Genomic DNA, 15,471 nt, shown 5'->3' on the forward strand with positions numbered 1-15,471 from the left:
TGTGCTGAACTTCATTCAAAAAAATCAGATTCTGCAACAAACTAGAAGATCCGCCAATCCCTAAACGGATCGGCGGGTCTTCTAGCTATTGCATGCTTTTAAGAAAATTAATATTCCCCGTACAGCGCCGTCCACGTATTCACACCGACAATGCCATCGACGTTCAATCCTTTGTCCGCCTGATATTGTCGAAGGTTCCGATTGGTTTCCGGCCCGAAGATCCCGTCAACCGAGGTATTCAGTCCGTAGTCGTTCAATGTCCATTGGAGCAGCTCCACTTCAATGCGCTGGCTGCCCTGACGAAGGATAAACTGATGCTCCGCCGCGATTGCCATTAAATTTTTCAGCCTCGCCGGCAGTTCATTGTCACCCGGAGGCTGTTGGTGTTCAGCGTAAATGGCGACCCATGTATACATGCCGACGATGCCGTCGACCACGAGGCCTTTATCCTGCTGGTATTGCCGGACGTTCCGCTCGGTCTTCGGGCCGAAGGTGCCATCTACTTCCGTTTTCAACCCATAATCGTTCAATGTCCATTGGAGGAGTTTCACTTCGATGCGTTTGCTGCCTTGGCGCAGCGTGAATTGATGCTCCGGGGCGATGTCCATCAGGTTCTCGAGGTTTTCGGGCAATTGGTCATCTGTTGCGGCAGATCCATGACTTGTAGCAGCAACTGAATCAAAGGGCAGGGAAAATGCAGCGAATAACCCAAATGCCAGCAATAGTGGAAGCCAAATTTTCTTCATGCCGGTTTCCTCCCAAGTGTTTAATTGCTTCATGTATACCCACTTTTTTGAAAAAACAGCGAATTTCCGAATCTAATCACGGTCAAATATTTATTCATTCCCGAGCGGTTCCGCAAGGCCGACAAGAATCCCTTCAGGTCCGCGAATATAGCATAGCCGGTACGCGTTTTCGTACTGCACCACTTCGCCGACGAGCTTGGCGCCGTGTGTCGTGAGTCTGGCGACTATGTCGTTGATATTTTTGACTGCGAACATGACGCGTAAATACCCGAGTGAATTGACCGGGGCTGTCCGGTGATCGCTGGTAACAGCCGGTTCTAGAAAGCGCGACAGTTCGATCCGGCTATGTCCGTCCGGCGTCGCCATCATGGCGATTTCGACTTGTTGGTCGCCAAGCCCCGTGACGCGTCCCGCCCATTCACCTTCAACCATGCCTCGGCCTTCGAGTTGCAGGCCGATTTCTTCGAAAAATGAGATAGCGTCATCCAGCGATTCTAAGACGAGGCCGACGTTGTCCATGCGGAGTAATTGATTGTTCTCCATGATATTGTCTCCTTTCTGATGAATAGTGATGGTACGTATCCATTCTCTTTAAAGCGGTGGATTCCTTCCAACTAAAAAACGGAAACGATGCTTCATTCATCAGAACGAATTGTGTGGGAATTGTGTGGTGCACAGGGACAGGGCTTACGGCTGTGCAGCGGTTCCTTGTGTCGAAACTGGCTGGGCATTTGTTTTAATGAAGATAAACAGCAAGCCAATCACCGCGAATGATAAAAAGGCGATTGGGTAGGACATGCCGTCGATCAAGATGCCCGCCGCGATTGAGCCGAGCGATTGCCCGATGCCGAGCGAGAAGAACGACAAGCTCACGCCGACAGAAGGCGTATCCGGGAAATGGCGTGTGCCCCAGACGATGAATAAGCCGGTCATGAAAATGAACGAGATGCCGAACAGGACCGCGGACAAGTAGATGGCGGCAGCGTGCGGAATTACCAGTGTGACAAGAGAAGCGGTCGCCACCAACACGCCCAGGCGGTAAGACCAGCCGAGCCCGAGGCGTTGAATGATGGTTCCAGCAATGCCGCCGATGATGCCGGCTGCGCCCATGACGATCCAGAAGATTATGCTTTCCGGTACCGAGAAATCGTGCACTTCGGTTAGGTAGCTTCGTGAAAAGGTCCAGTAGATGGAAGAACTGAAGCCGATGCCGATCGCCGCGAGGATCATGAAGCGCGCTTGGCCGAGCAGGCTCAGTATAAACTGGCTGCCGGTGGATTGTTCCGGTTCTTCTTCCGGACGATCGATCGCACGTGCATTCCACCACAGCGTCAAGAACGCCAAAATCGCAAACAGCACATAGCCCCAGCGCCACTGTTCGGCAAATGCCAGTGCCACAGGGCCGCTCGCAACGACTCCGACGCTCGTGCCGGTATTGATCCACGTATTGCCTCTATCGCGCTCGCGGCTCTCAAGCGATTGCGCGACGACTTGGCTGAAGGCGGGCGATACCCAACCGCTGCCGAGCCCTGCGATAAACGCACTGATGGCGAGTGTGTAAAAGCCTTGCGATGCTGCCATTCCGAGCATGCCGATAAAGGCAGAGGCGCCGGAATACAACACGACGTGGCGGGCGCTCATTTTATGGATGAAGATAGCCGCTGTCACCAAGGCTAGTGTATAGGCGGCATACGCCACCGAGCCGATCAACCCCGACTGGCTTTCAGATAAATTTAAGGCGCTGCTGATTTCCGGCAAGAACAAGCCGAAGCTGTATCTGGCGAACGCATAGGTAACGCCGATCATGGCGATGCCAGGTAAAACGATTTTCCACATGATAATTCACTCCTTTTATTAGATAGAACGGTCACTACATTTTCGAATTAAAAAAATAAAACGATTTTCTGGGATATTCTCAACTCCTTTTTATAGATAGAACGGTCACTATATTTCTGGGGTAAAAAAAGTAAGCGATTCGCTTACTTATAACTGTTGCACCAAAGTCATCAAGGCATCTTCGACTTCGTCCAATGGAGAAAATTCGGCCAAGGAAACGGCTCCTTCAAAGAGCAAGGACAAGCGAGTCGCTTCGGAAGGCGTGAGCCCGTTCGATAGGAACAATTGTTTTGTTTCTTCTTTATGGTTCGTCACCAGCTGGACAATCGGGTGATTGGGCTCGCTGACGAATTCTTCTTTCGCCCGCAAAAACATGCAGCCATTGGAAGCTGTATCCTTTAGCCAATTCAAATGGCCAATCGCCAGCCGTTGTGCGACGGATCCGCTTGCTTGTTGCTTACCTTGTTCTAAATAATCCATATAGACTTGCGATCTGCGGGTCAAGATCTCCAAGATCAGTTCGTCTTTGGAATTAAAATGATTGTACAGCGTCATCAGCGCCACGTCGGCTTCCTGGACAATCGCTTTCAAGCCAATGGCATGAAAGCCGTGCTGGTAAAACAGTTGTTCTGCAGCTACCAGTAAGTCTTCTTTCTTCGTGCTCATGGTCTCCATCCTCCATTGACTTAGATATAACGGTCACTCTAAAAATAACAGCTATGGACGATAGGTGCAAATGAAAAGCTTATTGTCCCTGTGTTAGGAACAATTTGAGAGCCAAGATTCCTTATACCAAAGGCGATGTAGAGTTTCAGTGTCCCTGTGTCAGACACAATTAAGCGAAAACCGTTCAAGCTGAAAGAAGGGGAAGGGTTATGCTGTTTACGCGAAGGGTAAAGAATTGGATGAAGATGGTAAGTGTGAAATGAAGAACGTTTTGGCAGGAGTTTGATTGCCAATAGGGAAGTACGCATATACCAGGCAATGTGCTAAATGACAGTTGTTTTGGAAAACGGGAAGCAGGAGGTGCACACGATGAAACGGATCTTAGCCATCAGCGATATTCACGGAGAGCTGGACTTGTTCAATAAGTTGCTGGAGAAAGTGGAGTATGACGCATCGAATGACCAGCTGATTTTACTCGGTGACTATGTGGACCGCGGTCCGGATTCCAAAGGAGTGCTGGAGAGGGTCGTCGAGTTGAAGCAACAAGGAGCGATTGTGCTGCGCGGCAACCACGACCAAATGATGCTGGAAGCAGCGAGGGGTGAAACCGGCGCAGCGGGAAACTGGGTGCGCAACGGGGCGCTTTCCACTTTGCAAAGTTACGATTCTTCCATAAAAGGCATGAAGCTTCCGGCGATGGAGCTGTTTTGGGAGCATATCGAGTTTTTGAAAGAGACGAAGTTTTATTACGAAGCAGATGGTTATTTATTCGTGCATGCAGGCGTTCAGCCGGACGTTGCGATTGAAGAGACAGATCCGTATTTATTGATGTGGATCCGCGATGAATTTCATCAAGGCTATGTAGGTGATAAGAAAGTCGTCTTCGGCCACACGCCGACATTTAAGCTGAGAGGGTCGGATGATACGAGCGTTTATTTTGGCGATAACCGCATCATCGGCATCGATGGGGGCGCGGTGTATGGCGGGCAGTTGAATTGTTTGGAGCTGCCGGGTGAGCAGGTTTATTTTGTGAGGAAAGAAGTTTGATCGCAATGAGGTATGTCCTGCGCTTTTCATAGCCAGGGCATTTTTTAATTCATCAATAAAATGTGAGGACCTGTTCCTGAAGATTGTTGATTTACCGAATAGCTGATTTTTCGTCTTTCAAGCTACGTGCCAGCCAGCCAATCATAAGCAGCAATAATACTGTGCTCATAATCAAAGCGACGAGGTTTGGTGCGGCTTTTGTATACAGGTCGTTGACGCTCGTCACCGTCAGCCAGTCCATAAACGAGGTGTCGGCGAAGGCTTGGTAGACGGCGAGTAGGTTGTTAGCGATGTGAAGCAAAATCGGCGCGAGCAAATTGCCGGTTTTGACATAGAGGAGAGATGCGATGACCGCGAACAGGAAGGCGCCGAAAAAATTGAGGTGGAAGACGGCGAAGATCAAGCTCGTGATGCCGATGCCTTTCCACAAGCCGAATACGTCCATCAGCTGATTCAAGAGAACGCCGCGGAAGACGAATTCCTCCGCGATTGGCGCGATGATGGCGACAATGAAAGCGGTCGCCGCTATATACCAGAACACATCCGGGAGCGGCTGCGGCGTGAGGAAGAGGTTGACGAGGGCGGGAGCGATGGCCATAAGCCCGCGCAATAACAGCCAATAGATGCTCGTGGAGAAAATCATGATCAGCAAACTGAGCCCGGCAATCGGCAACAGCCAGCGGGCGATGCCTTGGACAAAGACGACTTGGCGCAGTGTCACGCCCCGCTTTTGGAAGTAGTGGCTGCAGATCCATACCGGCAGGACGATATAGAACACGAGCAGCATAATGATGCTGTTGAGGAACGGATTGCCGGAAATTTGCAGCAAAAAAGAAATCGAGACGATGGATGCGACTGTCTTCAAACCGAGAACAAACCGTGGCTTCTTTTTCCCGACCATCCTCATCGCCGCCTTTCGTTAAAGTGCAGAACGAATCGTATTTTGCTCTTATAGTAGCACGATTTTGCATTGCAGCAGAAAGAAATGGAACTTCTGGAATCGCAGAACTTCTCTTGAATGGAATAGAGAATAACGCTTAGGCGTTTGCTGCTCCGGAAGCGTGTTAAAATGGAATTACTACTTTTTGGAAAGGGAATGCTATGAAGGTTTTGAAAATCAGTTTAGTCGGCTTGTTGGCGCTCGTGTTGAGTTACGGGGCTTTCAAAGTGAGTACGGACACCATCGCCAGCATCAATTCAGAGTACGTGGCACAGAGCCCTGCGATTGCCGAAGCACCGCCGCTCCCGGAAGTGACGGCGGATGTCGATAAAATTATGTCGCACCCGGTGCCAGGAACAAAGGAAGCCGTGTTGCCAGTCGACACGGAACAAGATTACGTGATGTATGAAACGGAACTTTTCGTCACGGTGAATGAAGGCGAGAGCTGGATTCCAGTGCCGGACGATCATGAATTGGGGTACGCGCGCATCAGCGATTATCTCGATGATATTTCACGGAGCAATATGTACATATCGCCCGGTAACATTGCCATTGTTTACGGAGGGCGCGGGCCGGAAAACATCAGCATCTTGAGAACCGATAGCCGTGGGCAGGGGTGGAGCGTCGGCAGCATTTCACGCACCGCTACGCAAGACCTTGAACATGGCTATGAAGAAATGCACATCGATTTCATTGATAGCGGGCAAACCGGTTATTTGGCAGCGGTTCGGGACGGCGAGAGCGGTGAGGCGGAAACACTTATTTTCCGGAGCGTGAATGCCGGTGTGACATGGGATTCGATTTCTTCGGGGGATGCACTTTACGAAGAAATCATGGCGCATTTTGATTTGCGGGGGATGCGAAATGAATAGAAAAAAGATAATCGGAATTTCATTGCTTGCCGCGGGGATGATACTGGCGATTTTTCAAGTCTTGCTTATCGGGATTGCCGAACCGAGAGGGTACTGGCTTATTCATGAATGGCAGTTTTATTTGATTAACTATGGCATTATCGGTTTCCTATTGAGCGGGGCCGCTTGGCTATTTTCGAACGCTTATGTGAAATGGGGATTCGCGCTGATCGCGATCGGTTTGTTTACGGCGAATACGACGTTCTTCTATTATATGGGCGATGCGAATGTGCTGATCGCGGAATCGGAAAATGGCGAGCATGAATTGATTTTGAAAGAATACCCGAAAATGAAGAAAGAGACGGCCCGGTTGGAGCGAAAAGGCCTCTTATTCGGTCGGGAAGTGGGTGTGCTAGAAGGCAGTTCGGCATATAAAGTGCTGGAAGATGAAGGCTATAAACTCCAATGGACCGCCGAAGATATTGCGGCTTTGACGTATAAAACGAGCGATTACGGCACCATCGACCATCAAATTTATAATTTCAGAAGCAGCGATTACGTCAGCTATCAAAATGTCGCGGTCAGCCTGATCGGCAAATGGATAGAGCCAGGCAATCCGCAGAACTATTTCATGTCGGACAATAATGAATTGGTGTATGCAAATGATGGGGAACTTTATTATTATAACATCCGAAACACCGAACAATTCGGCATCTACACGCTTGTGGTGAGAGGGGATCCAAGCAAACCGACCTTGACGATCACCTTGGAGCCGGGGACGGAATTTGGCGAGGATGGGTTGATTCAAGAAGGCGGCAGCATCACGATTACACCAGTGGAATTAGGAGCGACGGAAAGTGTGGAATATTATAAGGAATGATGGCGGGCAGATGGTGATTTTGCCACAATTTCTAGTACACCCAAGGCATGTTTACAAATGGAATCTCCATTGATATATTGAGCGTGAAGAGAGCGTTTTCTAAATGCGCTTGGAAAAGGGGTTAGGCAAATGGATGTGCAATTTCCGATTGGGCAAATGCAAGTTCCGGAACAAGTAACGAATGAAGAAGTCAACAAATGGCTTAACGAAATCAATAGCTACACGACGCGTCTTCGCGAGGTGGTGGATTCCTTGAGCGATGAGGAGTTGGCCAAGACTTACAGGGAAGGCAGCTGGACGGTCCGGCAGCTCGTGCATCATATTGCGGATTCGCAATTGTCTTTGTATCAGCGCCTGAAACTGGCGCTGACGGAATACCAACCGACCGTGTCTGAGTTTGACCAGGACAAATGGGCGTATCTGCCGGACAACCGATTGCCGGTGGAAAGTTCCATCCGGATGTTAGAAGGATTGAACGAACGGATCGTGGCACTCGGGAATTATGTGACGGGTACGCAATTGGACCGCGTCTTCATCCACGAAACAGACGGCGAAGTTCGCGTTGCGGAAAATTTGGCGAAACTATCGTGGCACGAAGAGCATCATTTGGCGCATATCCGGATTGCGTTGGGGATGGAGGAAATTTAGTGTCCCTGTGTTAGACACAATTCCAGCGATGAGATCGTTGTAGTAGCGGCATTTGTGGGCTGGAATGTCCCTGTGCGCCACACAATTCAACCGAAAAGGCCGTGCCAGAAACTGAAGAGTTTCCGGCACGGCCTTTTTTGTCTCTATGATTTTTCTGCTTGCTGCACAGCCTTTACGCTGTTCGGGTCGAAAAATTTATCGACCAAATCATAAATGGTAACAAGTTCATAGAGGATCCGGAATTCCGGGGGGAACAGTGTAGGGTGCGGGGCGTCATTTGACGGCACTTGTTTGCTGTTTTCCCAGAACAGGTCGGTGATGCTTTTTAATTGATCCTGATGCTTGTCGTGATTGTAATCGATGGAATGCTGCAAATCGTCGGCAAGCGCCGACACGGCATCCATAATGGTTTCCCGCTCGGCTTGTGTCCACTGAATATCTTGCACGGGGACGCGAAGCAATGCATTCAAATGGTACTCGAAATTGTCGAGAAACAGCAATTGCCTCTCCGCCATCTGAAGTTCGGCTTCCCGGTTACGCACCCATGGATACAAACTGGCTTCATCCCGTTGGTAATGGATCAATTGTTCGGTCTTGCGGATTTCCGTCGTTAGTTGCTTAACGATTTTCTTATCTTCCTGCAAGCCTGCATCCCGGTCGAAGAGGATTGTGCGGATTGTGTGCTCGAGCATGCCCCCGGCCCGACCGCTGATACTGTGGATGCTTTTTAGGATAGCGGTGCTGTAGTTTGGCGGGAACACAAGCATATTGACGGCGGTCGAGACGACCAGGCCGATCGTTGTCGTCCCTAAACGGATGAAGAACGAGTACAGGAAATTGTCATGGATAACTTCCACCATCGCGACAGAGGTTAACGTCGCCACCAGCAAGCCGGCATGGAGATTGAGCCTGAAACACACCAGGATCGTGGCGACCGCAGCAAGTGTATATGTAATCGGGGAATTCCCGAATAAGGTGATAAAGAACACGGCAAAGGCTGAACCAATAGCCGAAGCAGGAAAGCGGACCAGCCCTTTCTTGATCGAATCGCTGACGGTCGGCTCGATTGTCACGATAGCTGTAATGACCGCAAAGACTGGCGGCCAGTTGAACCAAAGGCAAATAGTGGCCGTCAAAAATATCGCTATGCCGGTTTTTACGATTCGGCTGCCGGCGAATTGAAAAGATCGTATCATGTCTAGCCACTGTCTCCTTTGCGTAGAATGTCTGTATTTTCAGTATATCATCCGTGTCGAGGGGAAAGGCCTTGTGTCCCTGTGCACGACACAATTTGGCAGTCGAAAAGTTTGAACTAGCAGGCTTCTGGTGTGTATGCGCCCCTGTGCGCCACACAATTTCATGGAATTATGAAGCGGAAATCACGTTCGATGTGCTAGCTTAGTAGTAATAGGAGAGGACCAAATGTCGATGAAGCGGTCACGCCAAAGAGTGACTGAGCCGATTCGAAATTGCTGTACTCTTAGCTTGAATGGAAGAGGTGAGTTAAATGAATCCGGCAGAAAATTTGATGTTCGTGGTGGTTGGGGTGGGCGCGTTGCTGGCGATAGGAATGCTGTTTTTCGTGTTTAAAAAACGGAAACGATGGGCTCTCGTGCTGAGTGGTTTATTAGTAATAAGCTATATTGGATTTTTCGCCTATCAATCCTATATGAAAACCGAAGCGCATGCAGAGAAATATGAAGAAGTGATCGAATACTTAGCGCTTCAATATCCGGAGCGGGAGTTCGTGGTCGCGCCGCAACAATACGAAAAAGGGGTAGCGGTCGGGCATTTTGACGTCAGTGACAAACAAACGCCGGAGATGGGCGTGACTTTGCAGGTGGGGGAAAACGGCGACATTCAGCAAGTTAGTAATTGGACAACCGGAGAATTTCCCGCACAGCAGGATGTGTGGCAAGAACTCGAATTTCATTACGGAGGAAACTACACCTTGAATAGAGAGGCCGTCGAAATATCGAAACAGGATGAATGGATCGAGGGCGAACTGACGGTATTTGCACTGACGATCGATCAACTGCCGGCGATTGCAGTTTATGAATATTCACCCGCAGGCTACGGCTTATTGAATCTGGAGGTTGCGCAGGAAGGCTCGGTTGTTTGGGCTGAAATAGAGGGAATGGTGTTCGTTTATGTGGACGAACGTAGCGAGGAGCAGGTAGCCGACATTACGCTTGAAAGTGGGGAACGTATTTCTGTAGCTGACAGACAAAAGGGCGAGCTGGTGGTTGTGGAATAGGTGGTGGATATCCCTGTGCGCGACACAATTCGGAGGGTCAGATCCTTGGTGTAACAGCATTTCGGTGGAAGAACGCCCCTGTGTACGACACAATTATTCGACGCATCCGCGCTGGCGGATGCGTCTTTTTCTATACTCTGATAAATTGTGCGGGAATTGTGCGGTGCACAGGGACAAACTGGTTGTGTGAACCACCCCGAAATAGGGAACGTTTCTATATAGTAGTGTAATCCACTGATCGGATTGGAAAAGGAGAATGTTAACATGCCAGAAAAACGAGATGAAATCATATTGCGAGGGCTTCGTGAAAACAATTTGAAGAATATCGATTTGAATATCCCGAAAGAAAAGATCAATGTGTTTACCGGCTTGTCGGGTTCGGGGAAAAGTTCGGTTGTGTTCGATACCTTGGCGACGGAAAGCAGAAGGCAGATGACCTTGAACTATCCGCTGTACATCCGGCACCAGATGCCGAGATACGAGCGGCCGCATGCAGACTTGATGCAGCATTTGAGCCCGGTAGTGGTCGTAGAACAAAAGCCAGTCAGGGGCAATTCGCGCTCGACGGTCGGCACGTATATGGATATCGATCCGTTGATCCGGCTATTGTTCTCGAGAATCGGCAGTCCGCCGATCGGCTCGGCGACTGAATTTTCGAGTGAAAGTTCGTTCGGCAACTGTCCGGAATGCAATGGCTTCGGCGAAGTCGTTACGCCGGATATCCACAAGCTAATCGATCACACGAAATCAATCCGGGAGTCCGCGGTACGCTTCAAACCGCTGGCGCCTCCTGGTTGGCAAGGCAGATGGATGAGAGACGGCGGATTGTTCGACCCCGATCTTCCCATCAAAGATTTCACGGAAGAAAAATACAACCTGCTCGTATACGGACCGCCGGAAGGAGAACGTGCATTTAGCACTTATTATTACAAAGAAGGCGATCGCGACATCGAGTGGGATGGCCTCCTTCCGAGGTTTATTCGCCTGTATATCAACCGGGACCTGACGAAACTGAAAATCGTCTCCCAGGAAGACGTCTTGGCGCTGACGACGCGTACCCCATGCCCGGTTTGTGAAGGTTCGGGATTGAACCCGAGAGTGCTGGAGTGCAAAATCAACGGCTTGAACATCGCCAATTATGCCCGTTTGGAATTGACGGAACTGCTCGGTGAACTGGAGAAAATCGGCGACCCGATCGGCAAGTCGATTGCCCAGCAGGCGCATCCGAGCGTGAAACAGCTGGTCGGTTTGGGGCTCGGCTATTTGAGCCTGTCGCGCAAAATGGGCACTTTGTCCGGCGGCGAAGCGCAGCGCGTGAAAATCGCGCGCCACCTAGGCAGCAGCCTGAACAACATCACGTATATTTTCGATGAACCGAGTGCCGGTTTGCATCCGGAAGAAATCAATATGTTGACGCATATGCTGGAAAGCATACGGGACAACTACAATACTGTCGTCGTCATCGAACACAATCTGGCGGTCATCAAGACGGCAGATGAAATCATCGAAATGGGACCGGGCGCAGGCAGAAGCGGCGGTGAAGTGGTCTATCAAGGCGGGCAGGAAGGCCTGAGAAAAGCTTCCGCTCTCACTGATTTGGACCACACCGTAACGGTGAATGAACAGCCGAGAACAGCTGAAAACACGTTTTCGATCAAACATGCTTCCGATAATAATTTGAAAAATGTCAGTGTGGAAATTCCACAGAATGCCCTCGTCTCGGTATGCGGCGTTTCCGGTTCGGGGAAAAGTTCATTGATGTTCGGCGCATTTACCGGCAATTATCCTGAAACGATTGCGGTCGGGCAAGGCAGCATCGGCACGTCCAGCCGTTCGACGCTGGCGACTTATATGGGCATCATGAGCGACATCCGGTCGATTTTGGCAAAACAAAGCGGACAGCCGGCGGGCTTGTTCAGCTTTAATTCATTGGGCGCCTGCCCGGTATGTGAAGGCAAAGGCATCACCACGCCGAATGTCGCGTTTGCGGATCCCGTGACGGTGACCTGTGAAGCATGCAAGGGCACGCGGTATTCAGATGAAGCCTTGTCTTACCGTTACAAAGGCAAAAACATCGTGGAAATTTTGGAGTTGACGATTGACGAAACGAATGAGTATTTGGAAATGCCGAAAATCGTCAAAAAAGTGGATACGTTGAAAGACGTGGGACTCGGCTACCTGACACTTGGGCAGACGACCGGTTCATTGAGCGGAGGCGAAGTGCAACGCTTGAAGCTCGCAAGCCATTTGAAAAAAGAAGGGCAGATCTATTTATTGGACGAGCCTTCACTCGGTTTGCACACGCGAGACAATGCCCATCTATTGGACGTCTTTCAAGCACTCGTCGACAAAGGCAATTCGGTCATCCTCATCGAGCACAACTTGAACTTGATTGCAGCGAGCGACTGGGTCATCGAAATGGGCCCGAGCGGCGGCAAAAAAGGTGGCGAAGTGCTGTTTGAAGGCACGCCGCAAGAGATGCTCGAAGCGGATACATTGACGGCGAAATGGCTGAGAGACGGTGTGAAGGGATAGAGCGGCAGCGTGGAAGCGCTCTGTCCCTGTGCATGACACAATTTCAGTATCAGAAACCTTGATGCAGCAGCATTCTCCAGTCGAAACGCCCCTGTGCATGACACAATTCACCCGATTCATTCCGGGAAACCGTTTTGTTGACTGGCAAAAACGGGAAGATAGAAAGCAAGAGGCACATATTGCCAGTGACTATTATCTTTCGGGAGGATGAAACCATCATGGATGAACGCACATTGAAGAAAACCCAACTGTTCGCGATACTGAACTTGGTCGCTTATTTTGTGACGCTTGGCGTCAATTACTTGGGTTCGTCGGGGTTCTTTAACGGCAACACGCAAAAAGATATTTCGGACAAGTACATGACGCTCATCTCGCCGGCGCCGTTTACGTTTTCGATTTGGGGCGTTATCTACACGCTCGTGCTGGTGACGCTCGTGTATTTGTTCATCAAGCGAAAAGATCCGAAAGTCAGCCGGTTGACGCTGTTGATCTCGCCTTTATTCATCGCGAGTTCGCTGCTCAATATGGGCTGGATCGTCGTGTTTTCTTATGAATGGCTGGGCGTTTCGACGATATTGATTGCAGGCTTGTTGTTTTCCTTGCTGTTCATTGTGGAAAGAATCTACAAACACCGTTCTGAGTTTCCGTCGCTGCTGCCGGGGCTTGCGTTCACGTTGTACGGCGCGTGGGTATTTATCGCGACGATTGTCAACATTTCGCTGTCCTTGGTGCAATGGGAGTGGGACGGCTTCGGCATTTCCGATTCTGTCTGGACACTCATCGTCTTGGGCGTTGCCGTCGTATTTGTCCTGTTTTACTTGTCGCGGTTCAAAAACGCGGCGTTTCCGATTCCGATTGCCTGGGCGTTCTTCGGGATCTATAGTGCCTATATGAGCGGGACGCTCGACCCAGAGATGGCGGCTGTTATTCAAGGCGCTTTGCTAGCGGGCATCGTCATTTTCTTGATTGCTGTAGTGTGGACATTCTTTAAAAACGGAAAATCCCTTTTTCCGAAACATAAGACGGTTTAGGAAAGGGAGCTCCTGTAATAAAAAATTGCGGGAATTGTAAGTTTGTTTAAATCCGAAAACATTCGGGAACAACTAGTGACAGAATGATTTTCAGAGGAGGAACTATCAATGGCTAAAGTATTAGCAGTGCTATCAAGTGGACATAAAGATACGGAAAATAATTACGAAACCGGCTGGTGGGCAGAAGAATTGTTCGCACCGATGGAAATTTTGAAGAATGCAGGCCATGACGTGGAGCTCGCTTCGCCAAAAGGCGGCAAACCGACGCTTGACGAGGTCAGCATCAGCGAAGAGTATGACCCGGAAGGCAAATACAAAGAAATGTATGAATCGGGCCTTGCGGACAATACGAAAAAACTGTCTGACGTAGATGCGAAAGAATACGACGCAATATTTATCGTCGGCGGTCACGGAGCGATGTACGACCTCGCAGAAGATGAAACGCTTCACGGGATCATCAACGCTGTATATGACAACGGCAATATCGTGTCGGCTGTGTGCCACGGCCCGGCACCATTGATCTGGACGAAACGCCCAGACGGCCAAAGCATCATCGCCGGACTGAACGTCACCGGATATCCGGAAGCGGTTGAACCGGAAGGACTCCCAGAGATCCTGCCGTTCAGCTTAGAAGGCAAGATGAGCGAAGTTGCCGATTACACTGCTGACGAAAAAGTGGTGTGGGGCAACAAGCAAGTATTGACGGGCCGCGACCCGTTTGCTTCTGAAGCATTGGCTGAGGAATTGGTCAAAGCATTGGATAAGAAAAACAACTAAATGATGGTTGGCGACACCGCCATCTCCATAAGCAGGGCTTTGCAGCGTTTTCGTGCAAAGCCCTGTTTTTTTTATTCAAATGAGGAAACTCATGCGTCAGCTTTCATGCAATCTTTTCTCAGCGCAAGATGAGCGGCAGCGGCATTATTTGAAGCCGTAAAATGAAAAAAGATTCGGAGAGCGAATAGGAATATTTAAACAAAAATTCAGAAAATATATTGACAGCGCTTTCTTTTAAGTATACCTTATAGATAACAAGTTAAGAGTTGTGTTGGAGACCTGGAGATTCGCACATTAATGAGTACTTCTATCAAGGAGAACTTTCATTAATTGCGGATTTTTTTATGGACATTTATACAGCTCTTGCTTTAAAAGGAAGGGAAGTGTTAAGCGATGTCAGAGTTTTTAGCAGAAGTGGTTGGGACCATGATCCTGATTATTTTCGGCGGTGGTGTAGTGGCAGGAGTGGTCTTGAAAGATTCCAAGGCGGAAGGCAGCGGATGGGTCGTCATCACGATTGCCTGGGGGCTCGCCGTTACCATGGCGGTGTACGCAGTGGGCAGTTTTTCAGGAGCCCATGTCAATCCGGCGGTAACTTTTGGTTTGGCCTCAGTAGGAGAATTTCCGTGGTCGAAAGTGCCAATGTACATTCTCGCCCAAATGATCGGCGCGATTATCGGCGCAGTAATCGTCTTTTTGAATTACTTGCCACATTGGAAGATTACGGAAGATCAAGGAGCGAAATTAGCTGTATTCTCCACGGGTCCCGCTGTTCGAAGCCCATTTTCGAATTTAGTCAGTGAGATCATTGGAACTGCTGTGTTGGTGATGGGGTTGCTGTTCATCGGCGCCAATGACTTTACAGATGGCTTGAATCCTTTGATTGTTGGAGCTTTGATTATTGCAATCGGCATGTCGCTCGGCGGCACTACAGGCTATGCCATCAATCCGGCGCGTGACCTTGGCCCCCGTATTGCACATGCTTTGCTTCCTATTCCTGGAAAAGGTAGTTCGGACTGGAGCTATGCCTGGGTGCCAGTTGTCGGACCGATTTTCGGCGGTATTTATGGCGCGGTTTTCTATAAAGCTTTCTTCACAAGTGATTACAGCCTGTTGTTCTGGGGCTTGAGCATAGTAATGGCCGGCATCTTGATTGGAGCAGCAAGCGCCGAATTGAAAAAAGGCCGTACTGTAGCGAATGAAATCGAAGACACGTTAGTCGATGACAAATAACGATTGATCAAAACACCATTCGAG

The 15,471-nt window shown here is 49.6% G+C and carries 15 protein-coding genes; 9 read left to right on the forward strand and 6 right to left on the reverse strand.

Annotated elements, in window-relative coordinates; translation table 11 throughout:
• Nucleotides 1-107: 107 nt before the first annotated feature.
• The 4 genes from DFR62_RS10940 to DFR62_RS10955 all read right to left on the reverse strand — a co-directional run bounded on the left by DFR62_RS10940 (nucleotide 108) and on the right by DFR62_RS10955 (nucleotide 3,248).
• Nucleotides 108-746, reverse strand: coding sequence for a peptidoglycan-binding domain-containing protein (locus DFR62_RS10940; RefSeq protein ID WP_158290825.1), 639 nt, complete (start codon nucleotides 744-746; stop codon nucleotides 108-110).
• Nucleotides 747-836: 90 nt separating this feature from the next.
• On the reverse strand, nucleotides 837-1,289 hold the full coding sequence (locus DFR62_RS10945) for a VOC family protein (protein WP_121300413.1): 453 nt from the start codon (nucleotides 1,287-1,289) through the stop codon (nucleotides 837-839).
• 144 nt (nucleotides 1,290-1,433) lie between these two features.
• On the reverse strand, nucleotides 1,434-2,582 hold the full coding sequence (locus tag DFR62_RS10950; protein WP_121300414.1) for an MFS transporter: 1,149 nt from the start codon (nucleotides 2,580-2,582) through the stop codon (nucleotides 1,434-1,436).
• 147 nt (nucleotides 2,583-2,729) lie between these two features.
• Nucleotides 2,730-3,248, reverse strand: a complete 519-nt coding sequence (locus DFR62_RS10955; RefSeq protein ID WP_121300415.1) for a TetR/AcrR family transcriptional regulator — start codon at nucleotides 3,246-3,248, stop codon at nucleotides 2,730-2,732.
• 369 nt (nucleotides 3,249-3,617) lie between these two features.
• On the opposite strand from DFR62_RS10955, the gene DFR62_RS10960 reads away from it, so the two are divergent.
• On the forward strand, nucleotides 3,618-4,295 hold the full coding sequence (locus DFR62_RS10960; RefSeq protein ID WP_121300416.1) for a metallophosphoesterase family protein: 678 nt from the start codon (nucleotides 3,618-3,620) through the stop codon (nucleotides 4,293-4,295).
• 91 nt (nucleotides 4,296-4,386) lie between these two features.
• On the opposite strand, the gene DFR62_RS10965 is transcribed toward DFR62_RS10960, so the two are convergent.
• Nucleotides 4,387-5,196, reverse strand: a complete 810-nt coding sequence (locus tag DFR62_RS10965) for a CPBP family intramembrane glutamic endopeptidase (RefSeq protein WP_158290826.1) — start codon at nucleotides 5,194-5,196, stop codon at nucleotides 4,387-4,389.
• Between the two features lie 200 nt (nucleotides 5,197-5,396).
• On the opposite strand from DFR62_RS10965, the gene DFR62_RS10970 reads away from it, so the two are divergent.
• The 3 genes from DFR62_RS10970 to DFR62_RS10980 all read left to right on the forward strand — a co-directional run bounded on the left by DFR62_RS10970 (nucleotide 5,397) and on the right by DFR62_RS10980 (nucleotide 7,614).
• Nucleotides 5,397-6,107: a beta propeller repeat protein gene (locus DFR62_RS10970; protein ID WP_121300418.1), complete on the forward strand. Its 711-nt coding sequence runs from the start codon at nucleotides 5,397-5,399 to the stop codon at nucleotides 6,105-6,107.
• Nucleotides 6,100-6,966 carry a hypothetical protein gene (locus DFR62_RS10975; RefSeq protein ID WP_121300419.1) on the forward strand — a complete coding sequence of 289 codons (867 nt, stop codon included), beginning with the start codon at nucleotides 6,100-6,102 and terminating at the stop codon, nucleotides 6,964-6,966. The genes DFR62_RS10970 and DFR62_RS10975 overlap by 8 nt, the downstream gene beginning before the upstream one ends.
• 129 nt (nucleotides 6,967-7,095) lie before the next feature.
• A complete protein-coding gene (locus DFR62_RS10980; RefSeq protein ID WP_121300420.1) occupies nucleotides 7,096-7,614 on the forward strand; it encodes a YfiT family bacillithiol transferase in 519 nt (172 codons plus the stop codon).
• A gap of 143 nt (nucleotides 7,615-7,757) precedes the next feature.
• Here the strand turns inward: DFR62_RS10980 and DFR62_RS10985 are convergent, their stop codons facing one another.
• The gene (locus tag DFR62_RS10985) at nucleotides 7,758-8,810 is read right to left on the reverse strand and encodes an aromatic acid exporter family protein (protein WP_338324991.1); all 1,053 of its coding nucleotides are present in this window, start codon (nucleotides 8,808-8,810) and stop codon (nucleotides 7,758-7,760) included.
• A 311-nt stretch (nucleotides 8,811-9,121) separates the two neighbouring features.
• Here DFR62_RS10985 and DFR62_RS10990 point away from each other — a divergent pair, with 311 nt between their 5' ends.
• From DFR62_RS10990 to DFR62_RS11010, 5 genes are all read left to right on the forward strand, one after another.
• Nucleotides 9,122-9,871: an LPXTG cell wall anchor domain-containing protein gene (locus DFR62_RS10990; RefSeq protein WP_121300421.1), complete on the forward strand. Its 750-nt coding sequence runs from the start codon at nucleotides 9,122-9,124 to the stop codon at nucleotides 9,869-9,871.
• 264 nt (nucleotides 9,872-10,135) lie between these two features.
• The gene (locus tag DFR62_RS10995; protein WP_121300422.1) at nucleotides 10,136-12,406 is read left to right on the forward strand and encodes an excinuclease ABC subunit UvrA; all 2,271 of its coding nucleotides are present in this window, start codon (nucleotides 10,136-10,138) and stop codon (nucleotides 12,404-12,406) included.
• Nucleotides 12,407-12,624: 218 nt separating this feature from the next.
• A complete protein-coding gene (locus DFR62_RS11000) occupies nucleotides 12,625-13,437 on the forward strand; it encodes a TspO/MBR family protein (protein ID WP_121300627.1) in 813 nt (270 codons plus the stop codon).
• A gap of 108 nt (nucleotides 13,438-13,545) precedes the next feature.
• Entirely contained in the window at nucleotides 13,546-14,214 is a 669-nt protein-coding gene (locus DFR62_RS11005; protein WP_121300423.1) for a type 1 glutamine amidotransferase domain-containing protein, read from the forward strand.
• Between the two features lie 393 nt (nucleotides 14,215-14,607).
• Nucleotides 14,608-15,447, forward strand: coding sequence for an MIP/aquaporin family protein (locus DFR62_RS11010; RefSeq protein WP_121300424.1), 840 nt, complete (start codon nucleotides 14,608-14,610; stop codon nucleotides 15,445-15,447).
• Nucleotides 15,448-15,471 lie beyond the last annotated feature (24 nt).

Origin of the sequence: Planococcus citreus (assembly GCF_003664125.1) — a bacterium.
Taxonomy (GTDB): Bacteria; Bacillota; Bacilli; order Bacillales_A; family Planococcaceae; genus Planococcus; species Planococcus citreus.

Excerpts from the sequence above, each read along its gene's own strand:
- DFR62_RS11005 (WP_121300423.1), top strand. The coding sequence starts at position 13,546 with ATGGCTAAAGTATTAGCAGTGCTATCAAGTGGACATAAAGATACGGAA.
- DFR62_RS10955 (WP_121300415.1), bottom strand. The coding sequence starts at position 3,248 with ATGAGCACGAAGAAAGAAGACTTACTGGTAGCTGCAGAACAACTGTTT.
- DFR62_RS10995 (WP_121300422.1), top strand. The coding sequence starts at position 10,136 with ATGCCAGAAAAACGAGATGAAATCATATTGCGAGGGCTTCGTGAAAAC.
- DFR62_RS10975 (WP_121300419.1), top strand. The coding sequence starts at position 6,100 with ATGAATAGAAAAAAGATAATCGGAATTTCATTGCTTGCCGCGGGGATG.
- DFR62_RS10970 (WP_121300418.1), top strand. The coding sequence starts at position 5,397 with ATGAAGGTTTTGAAAATCAGTTTAGTCGGCTTGTTGGCGCTCGTGTTG.
- DFR62_RS10965 (WP_158290826.1), bottom strand. The coding sequence starts at position 5,196 with ATGGTCGGGAAAAAGAAGCCACGGTTTGTTCTCGGTTTGAAGACAGTC.
- DFR62_RS11010 (WP_121300424.1), top strand. The coding sequence starts at position 14,608 with ATGTCAGAGTTTTTAGCAGAAGTGGTTGGGACCATGATCCTGATTATT.
- DFR62_RS10985 (WP_338324991.1), bottom strand. The coding sequence starts at position 8,810 with ATGATACGATCTTTTCAATTCGCCGGCAGCCGAATCGTAAAAACCGGC.
- DFR62_RS11000 (WP_121300627.1), top strand. The coding sequence starts at position 12,625 with ATGGATGAACGCACATTGAAGAAAACCCAACTGTTCGCGATACTGAAC.
- DFR62_RS10980 (WP_121300420.1), top strand. The coding sequence starts at position 7,096 with ATGGATGTGCAATTTCCGATTGGGCAAATGCAAGTTCCGGAACAAGTA.
- DFR62_RS10960 (WP_121300416.1), top strand. The coding sequence starts at position 3,618 with ATGAAACGGATCTTAGCCATCAGCGATATTCACGGAGAGCTGGACTTG.
- DFR62_RS10940 (WP_158290825.1), bottom strand. The coding sequence starts at position 746 with ATGAAGAAAATTTGGCTTCCACTATTGCTGGCATTTGGGTTATTCGCT.
- DFR62_RS10945 (WP_121300413.1), bottom strand. The coding sequence starts at position 1,289 with ATGGAGAACAATCAATTACTCCGCATGGACAACGTCGGCCTCGTCTTA.
- DFR62_RS10990 (WP_121300421.1), top strand. The coding sequence starts at position 9,122 with ATGAATCCGGCAGAAAATTTGATGTTCGTGGTGGTTGGGGTGGGCGCG.
- DFR62_RS10950 (WP_121300414.1), bottom strand. The coding sequence starts at position 2,582 with ATGTGGAAAATCGTTTTACCTGGCATCGCCATGATCGGCGTTACCTAT.